A 6,902-nucleotide genomic window follows, 5' to 3' on the forward strand; every position below is an offset into this window, starting at 1 on the left:
TTCTTGCGCGTGGATTACTTCAGGAGTGCGCCGTACGCGGCGGCGTCCAGGAGCCTGCCCACCTGCTCGGTGTCCGAGGGCTCGACCTCCACGATCCACCCCGCCCCGTACGGGTCGGTGTTGATGATGGACGGATTGCCGGTGAGTTCGTCGTTCACCTTCACCACCTTGCCGCTCAGGGGCGCGTACAGGTCCGACACGGCCTTGGTGGACTCGATGACGCCGAACTGCTTGCCCTCCGTGATGGTGGCGCCCAACTTGGGCAGCTCCACGTACACCACGTCGCCGAGCGCTTCCTGCGCATGCGCGGTGACACCCACCACGACGGTCTTGCCCTCGACGCGGGCCCACTCGTGTTCCTTCGTGTACTTCAGGTTCTGCGGAATCGAATCGGACATGGAGGCTGCTCCTCGCAGGGGTGCGGAGGGATGGAAGGGAATCAGGACTTCTTGAGGAAGGGGGTCTTCACGACGATGGCGGGGACGGCGCGGCCACGGATCTCCACGTCGAAGGTGGAGCCCTCGGCGGCCAGCGCGGCGGGCACGTAGCCCATGCCGATGGGCTTCTTCACCGACGGGCCCTGCGTGCCGCTGGTGACTTCGCCCACGCGGGCGCCGTCCTTGAGGATGGGGTAGCCGTGGCGGGGGATGCCGGCGCCGGTGAGCTCGAAGCCCACGAGCTTGCGCTGCACGCCCGCGGCCTTCTGCGCGACGAGCGCGTCCTTGCCGATGAAGCCGCCCGCCTTGTCCAGCTTGACGATCCAGCCCAGGCCCGCCTCCAGGGCGGTGTGCGCGTCGTCGATGTCGTTGCCGTACAGCGCGTACTTCATCTCCGTGCGCAGCGAGTCGCGCGCGCCCAGGCCGCAGGGCTTCACGCCGTCCGGCTGCCCGGCCTCCAGGAGCGCGTCCCAGAGCTTCACCGCGTCGTCGGTGGCGCAGTACAGCTCGAAGCCGTCCTCGCCCGTGTAGCCCGTGCGGGAGATGATGGACTTCACGCCCGCGACCTCCCCTTCGGTGAAGCGGTAGGTGCCCACCTTGGACAGGTCCGCCTTCGTCAGCCGCTGCACCAGCGCCACGGCCTTGGGGCCCTGCACGGCGATCTGCGCGAACTCGTCACCCCGGTCCACCGGCGCCACGCCCTCCGCGCGCGCCTTCATCCAGGCGAAGTCCTTCTCGCGGTTGCTGGAGTTGACGCAGATGAGGATGCGCTCCGGGCTGAAGCGGTAGGCGACGACGTCGTCCACGAAGCCGCCCAGGTCGTTGAGCAGGCCCGCGTAGACGGCCTGGCCGTCCTGGCAGCGGGCGAGGTCATTGGAGATGAGCCGGTTCACCGTCTCCAGCGCGCCGGGGCCCGCGAATTCGATCTCGCCCATGTGCGAGACGTCGAAGAGGCCGACAGCGGTGCGCACGGCCTCATGCTCGGCGATGACGGAGGTGTACTGCACCGGCATGTCCCAACCGACGAAGTCGACCATCCGGGCCCCCAGCTTGCGGTGGGCCTCGTTGAGGGGCGTACGCCGGGTCATTGACTTCTCCTGGAAGGGGGGTGGTGAAACGGCGCGGACTATAGCGATGCACCTTCTCCGATCAAGGCCGACGCAGAAGGTCTAAACTGCTGCGGACATGAAGATCCGTAACTGCCTCAATCCCTCCCAGCCTTGCTTCTCCTTCGAGTTTTTTCCTCCCAAGACGGACGCGGGCGTGGCCTCGCTCCTGCGGACGGTGGAGGAGCTGGCGCCGTTGAACCCGGGCTTCGTGTCGGTGACGTACGGCGCGGGCGGGAGCACGCGGGACCGGACGGTGGAGCTGGTGACCCACATCAAGCAGCACACCGGCATCGAGGCCATGGCGCACCTGACGTGCGTGGGCCACACCCGGGACGAGCTGCGTGACGTGCTGCGCCGGCTCGCCGCGGCACGCATCGAGAACGTGCTCATCCTGCGCGGGGACCCACCGCAGGGGCAGCAGACCTTCGAGCCGGTGCCGGGCGGGTTCCGCTACGCCGAGGAGCTGGTGCGATTCGTCCGAGAAGAGGATTTCAACTTCTGCCTCGGGGGTGCGTGCTATCCGGAAGGGCACGTGGAGACGGCGTCGCGCGAGGACGACCTCAAACACCTGAAGGCCAAGGTGGATGCGGGGATGGACTTCGTGGTGACGCAGCTCTTCTTCGACAACGCCTTCTACTTCGACTTCGTGGAGCGGGCGCGACGGGCGGGCATCAACGTCCCCATCGTCCCCGGCATCATGCCCATCACCAACTACGAGCAGGTCCAGCGCTTCACGCGCATGTGCGGCGCGACCGTGCCCATGCGCCTGGCGCTTCAGATGGAGCGCGTGAAGGATCAGCCGGACGCGGTGGTGCAGCTGGGCGTGGCGCACGCCACGGTGCAGTGCATGGAGCTGCTGGCGCGCGGCGTGCCGGGCATCCACTTCTACACGCTCAACAAGTCCCCCGCGACGCGGATGATCGTGAGCGCGCTGAGGGCCCGCTCGTGAGCGGCCCTGGACCAGACCTGCGGCCGGGTGATCCGCGCATCCGGGTGTACCTGATGGTGCGCTTCCCGGCGTTCTTCCAGCTCATCGTGGGCGTGCTGCACGTCGTCTTCAGCCTGCTGGCCACGGTGCTCGCGGCGCTCAAGGTGGCGTCCCCCTTCTCCGCTCCGGGCCAGACGCCCGCGGTGCTGGAGTTCACGCTGGGCTTCACGCTGGCCATCGTGGTCGGCGTGCTCTGCGGGGTGCTGGCCATCTGGGGCGCGTGGAACGCGATGAACCTCAAGGGGTACGGGCTGGCCATCGTGGGTGCCATCTGCGCCATGTACACGCTGACGCCCGGCTGCTTCGTGGGAGTGCCAGTGGCGGCGTGGATGCTCTTCACGCTGCGCCGGGACGGGGTGCGCGAGGCCTTCGCCCCATGAGCGTTCGCGCCGTGCGCACCGTGCGCTTCCTCCTGACGGGCCTGGGGAACGTGGGCGTGCCGCTGCTGGAGATCCTCCAGTCGCGCGCGTCGCTGCTGATGGAGCGCTACCGGCTGGAGTTGCTGCCGGTGGGCATGGCGGACTCGGGCGGGGCGGCGGTGTCGCCGAACGGGTTGGACCTCGCGTCGGTGCTGGAGGTGAAGCGGGCGAAGGGCTCCGTGGCATCGCTGCCGGTGGTGGGCCGGCCGGGGATGAGCGGGCGGGCGCTGGTGCGCGACGTGAAGGCGGACCTGCTGCTGGAGGCCACGCCCACGAGTTTGAAGGACGGGCAGCCCGGGCTGGACATCACGCGGGACGCGCTGCTGCGCGGCATGCCGGCGGTGCTCGCGAGCAAGGGGCCGCTGGTGCTGGGGTACGCGGAGCTGGCGGCGATGAGCGACCTGGAGTCGCCGGGCCGGCCCGCGCTGCGCTTCAGTGGGGCGGCGGGCGCCGCGATGCCGCTGGTGTCACTGGGGCGCGGGGACCTGGCCCTGGGGAAGCTGGGCCGGTTCGAGGGCGTGCTCAACAACACCAGCCACCTGCTGCTGTGCCGCATGGCGGAGGGCAAGACGTACGAAGCGGCGCTCGCGGAGGCGCAGGCGCTGGGCATCGCGGAGACGGATCCGTCGCTGGACGTGGACGGCTGGGACACGGCGAGCAAGCTGGTCATCCTGGCCAACGCGGTGATGCGCGTGCCCACGACGCTGAAGGACGTGGCGGTGACGGGCATCCGCGGCGTGACGCGCGCGGAGCTGGACGCGGCGCGGGCGAAGGGCGGCCAGGTGCTGCTGCTGGCGCGTGGGGAGCCGCTCGGGGGTGGGAAGTGGGAGTGGAGCGTGCGGCCCACCGGCGTGGACGCGGCCCATCCCCTCTCCCGCCTGGGCGCGATGGAGATGGGCGCGGTGTTCCGCAGCGACCTGCACGGCGTGAACACGATCATCAACGCCGAACAGGGTGCGCGTGGCACGGGCGCCGCGATGCTGAAGGACGTGCTGGAGATCTTCCCGGACTGAAGGGGCCGCGTCAGCCCGTGGCCTTCAGGAGTCGCTGAAGGAGCGGCGCCACCAACTCCTCGCCGCGCAGCATGGAACGCCAGCGGTCCGGAATGCCTTTCAGGCCGTGGACCAGGCCGGCGATGCCGCCCGCCACCGCGGCCGTGGTGTCCGTGTCGCGGCCCAGCCGGATGGCGGCCTTGACGACCTCTTCGTAGGTGCGGCCCTTCTCCACGCAGTCGCGCGCGGAGCGCAGGCAGTCCACGACGTAGCCAGTCCCCTGCCCCGGCGTCAGGTCCTCCGGACGAATGTGCTGCTCCAGCTCCGCGCGCGCGGGGAACTCCTCCGGATACAGGTCACGGAAGGTGGCCACGGCCTCGTTCCACGGTGACTCCGCGCCCTGAAGGATCCGCCGGGCCCAGAGGCAATACACCGCGCAGCACACCTGGGCGCGCAGGTGCCCGTGCGTCACGCGCGATTGCGCCATCGCATCCGAGACCAGGGCCGCGTCCTTGCCCTGATGCCATAGCGCCAACGGCAACACCCGCATCAGGGAGCCATTGCCGTTGTCCTTCTCTCCAGACGGCCCGGCGAGGAGCGCGGGAGCGCCGCCGCGCAGCCGCTCCAACGCGGTGCGGGTCTGCATCCCGATATCGAACACCTGACCGTCCACGGCGAGGTAGCCCCACTCATGCCAGTTCACCAGTCGCCGGCCGAGGTCTTCGCAATCGAGTCGCTTCTGGTGCGTCAGGGAATCCAGCAAACACAACGCATGGGCGCCGTCATCCGACCAGGTGCCGGGCGGGACGCCGTCGTGCGCGCGACGGAACCCTGGCGGTGGCGTGTACTCAATGGCCTCCGACGCAGGGATGTCTTCAGGACGGTGAAATTCATACGGAACGCCCAGGGCATCGCCAATGAGCAACCCATACAGACCTCCCGCCATACGTTCTTCGCGGCCCACCATCCTCAGACGTCCTTTCGTCGTACGAGCCACACTGTTGTAGTCCAAACGCCGTCTGTCGCAAACCGGCCTGAAATTCCCCCGGACCGGACCCCCGAGGGGAATACAACACATGCTGAAGTCCATCCGACGACCCGCCCTGCTGCTCAGCGCGCTGACGCTGGCGCTCCAGGCCTGTGGTGAGGGGCTGCCCACTCCCGAGGAGACAGCGCCAGCGCCCGACGCCCGTGTCCAATCCCTGGCACTGGACACACAAACCCCGGACGCCGTCGTCGCCGCGCTGCAGGCGATTCCCGGCCTCACGTCGCGGGCCTGTTCGCGCTGACCGACTCCAACATCGACTTCTTCGCGCCCTACTACTTCCAGGCCGGCACGCAGCTGGGCAGCTACACCTCCGACGAGCACCACCTCCAGGGGCTGCTGCACCATCCCCACCAGTACGCGCCCGCCTCGCTGGTGCCCTTCTCCATCAAGCCCTACCCGTTCAATCCCTTCTCCATTCCGCTCATCGAGACGTGGGTGAAGGCGTTCGGCCAGCGGATGCTCTTCATCTACGGAGAGAACGACCCCTGGTCCACGAACGCGTTCGAGGTGAGCCGGCGCAATGACTCGTACCGGTTCTTCACGCCGGCCGGCAACCACGGCGCGTCCATCTTCGACCTGCCGGAAGCGGAGCAGACGCTCGCCCTGGAGCGGCTGTCTGTCTGGGCCGGGGTGCCTGTGAATGCCATTGCGCCCAGGGCCAGCGCCCGCGCGGCTGGTGCGCTCCCGGCGCTGACGCTCGCCCGGGAACGTCCGGGCCAGGGGGCTCGCAACTGATTGCAGCGGGATGGATGCCATGACGTCTGGCATTCCCACCTCCCTGCCATCACGGGCAGGGAGGCCTCTGGGAAGCCGACTACTTCACGCCGCGCTGCGCGGCTTCCAGCGTGTTCTTCATCAGCATGGCGATGGTCATGGGCCCCACGCCGCCGGGCACCGGGGTGATGAACGAGGCGCGCTCGGAGGCCGCGGCGAACTCCACGTCACCCACGAGCTTGCCGTCCGCCTTGCGGTTCATGCCCACGTCGATGACGACCGCGCCGGGCTTGATCCACGCGCCCTTCACCAGCTCCGGCACGCCCACGGCGACCACCAGGATGTCCGCCTGCGCCACCTCCGCCGGCAGGTCGCTCTTGCGGTGGCACACCGTCACCGTCGCGTCCTTCTGCAGCAGCATCAGCGCCTGGGGCTTGCCCACGATGTTGCTGCGCCCCACCACCACCGCGCGCTTGCCGGCCGGATTGCAGCCCACCTCTTCCAGGAGCCGCATCACGCCGTAGGGCGTGCATGCCCGCGTCGCCGGCCGCCCCAACAGCAGGTTGCCCGCGTTCATCGGGTGGAAGCCGTCCGCGTCCTTCTCCGGCCTCACCGCGGAGATGATGGCGTCCGCGTCAATGTGCTTGGGCAGCGGGAGCTGCACGAGGATGCCGTGCACGGCGGGGTCCTCGTTCAGCCGGTGCACCAGCGCCAGGAGCTCCTCCTGGGTGATGGTCTCGTCCGGGTGGTGCTCCCAGGAGTTGAAGCCCACCTCCTCGGCGGCCTTCTTCTTCCCCGTCACGTAGATTTTCGAGGCGGGATCCTCCCCCACGCGCACCACCGCGAGCCCGGGGGTGATGCCGCGCTCCGCCTTCAGGCGCGTCACCTCCGCCTTGATTTCCGCCCGCACGCGCGCCGCCACTGCCTTGCCGTCGATCAACTGGGCCGTCATGCGCCGCACCTTATGCAAAACTGCCCGGAGGCAAGGGAGCGAAGCGAAGCCATGGGTGCAGGAAAAGTTCTCGGGGCGATGTTGGGACTCATGGTCGGCCTCCTCATCGGCGGGCCCTGGGCCATCGTGCTCGCCCTCATCGCGGGCGTGGCCGCCGGCCACTACTTCGACGAACAGCACGCCGCACCCCAGGACTTCCCCGAGCTGTTCACCGACTTCCCCGCCACCTTCGAGCCCCCCCGC

The 6,902-nt window shown here is 69.0% G+C and carries 9 protein-coding genes; 5 read left to right on the plus strand and 4 right to left on the minus strand.

All coding sequences use genetic code 11. The annotated features are described in order from the left end of the window. Positions 1–14: 14 nt before the first annotated feature. Both gcvH and gcvT read right to left on the minus strand, forming a co-directional pair. Complete coding sequence (gene gcvH, locus D7V97_RS11330; RefSeq protein WP_120610625.1) at positions 15–398, minus strand: glycine cleavage system protein GcvH; 384 nt, start codon at positions 396–398, stop codon at positions 15–17. A 41-nt stretch (positions 399–439) separates the two neighbouring features. Further along, a complete protein-coding gene (gene gcvT, locus D7V97_RS11335) occupies positions 440–1,525 on the minus strand; it encodes a glycine cleavage system aminomethyltransferase GcvT (RefSeq protein WP_120610626.1) in 1,086 nt (361 codons plus the stop codon). Positions 1,526–1,622: 97 nt separating this feature from the next. On the opposite strand from gcvT, the gene metF reads away from it, so the two are divergent. From metF to D7V97_RS46620, 3 genes are read left to right on the plus strand one after another with little or no spacing between them, the layout of a single operon-like run. Beyond that, the gene (gene metF, locus D7V97_RS11340; protein ID WP_120610627.1) at positions 1,623–2,495 is read left to right on the plus strand and encodes a methylenetetrahydrofolate reductase [NAD(P)H]; all 873 of its coding nucleotides are present in this window, start codon (positions 1,623–1,625) and stop codon (positions 2,493–2,495) included. Next, complete coding sequence (locus tag D7V97_RS11345; protein WP_120610628.1) at positions 2,492–2,914, plus strand: hypothetical protein; 423 nt, start codon at positions 2,492–2,494, stop codon at positions 2,912–2,914. The genes metF and D7V97_RS11345 overlap by 4 nt, the downstream gene beginning before the upstream one ends. Continuing rightward, a complete protein-coding gene (locus tag D7V97_RS46620) occupies positions 2,911–3,966 on the plus strand; it encodes a hypothetical protein (protein ID WP_199728774.1) in 1,056 nt (351 codons plus the stop codon). The genes D7V97_RS11345 and D7V97_RS46620 overlap by 4 nt, the downstream gene beginning before the upstream one ends. Positions 3,967–3,976: 10 nt before the next feature. Here the strand turns inward: D7V97_RS46620 and D7V97_RS11355 are convergent, their stop codons facing one another. After that, the gene (locus D7V97_RS11355; protein WP_120610629.1) at positions 3,977–4,912 is read right to left on the minus strand and encodes an ADP-ribosylglycohydrolase family protein; all 936 of its coding nucleotides are present in this window, start codon (positions 4,910–4,912) and stop codon (positions 3,977–3,979) included. Positions 4,913–5,021: 109 nt separating this feature from the next. Between D7V97_RS11355 and D7V97_RS11360 the strand changes: the two genes are divergently transcribed. Both D7V97_RS11360 and D7V97_RS11365 read left to right on the plus strand, forming a co-directional pair. Next, entirely contained in the window at positions 5,022–5,234 is a 213-nt protein-coding gene (locus D7V97_RS11360) for a hypothetical protein (RefSeq protein ID WP_120610630.1), read from the plus strand. An 11-nt stretch (positions 5,235–5,245) separates the two neighbouring features. After that, on the plus strand, positions 5,246–5,728 hold the full coding sequence (locus D7V97_RS11365) for a hypothetical protein (protein WP_233582671.1): 483 nt from the start codon (positions 5,246–5,248) through the stop codon (positions 5,726–5,728). Positions 5,729–5,807: 79 nt separating this feature from the next. Here the strand turns inward: D7V97_RS11365 and folD are convergent, their stop codons facing one another. Then, positions 5,808–6,659, minus strand: coding sequence for a bifunctional methylenetetrahydrofolate dehydrogenase/methenyltetrahydrofolate cyclohydrolase FolD (folD, locus tag D7V97_RS11370; RefSeq protein WP_120610632.1), 852 nt, complete (start codon positions 6,657–6,659; stop codon positions 5,808–5,810). Between the last annotated feature and the right edge of the window lie 243 nt (positions 6,660–6,902).

The sequence above is a fragment of the Corallococcus sp. CA053C genome, from assembly GCF_003611675.1.
Taxonomy (GTDB): Bacteria; Myxococcota; Myxococcia; order Myxococcales; family Myxococcaceae; genus Corallococcus.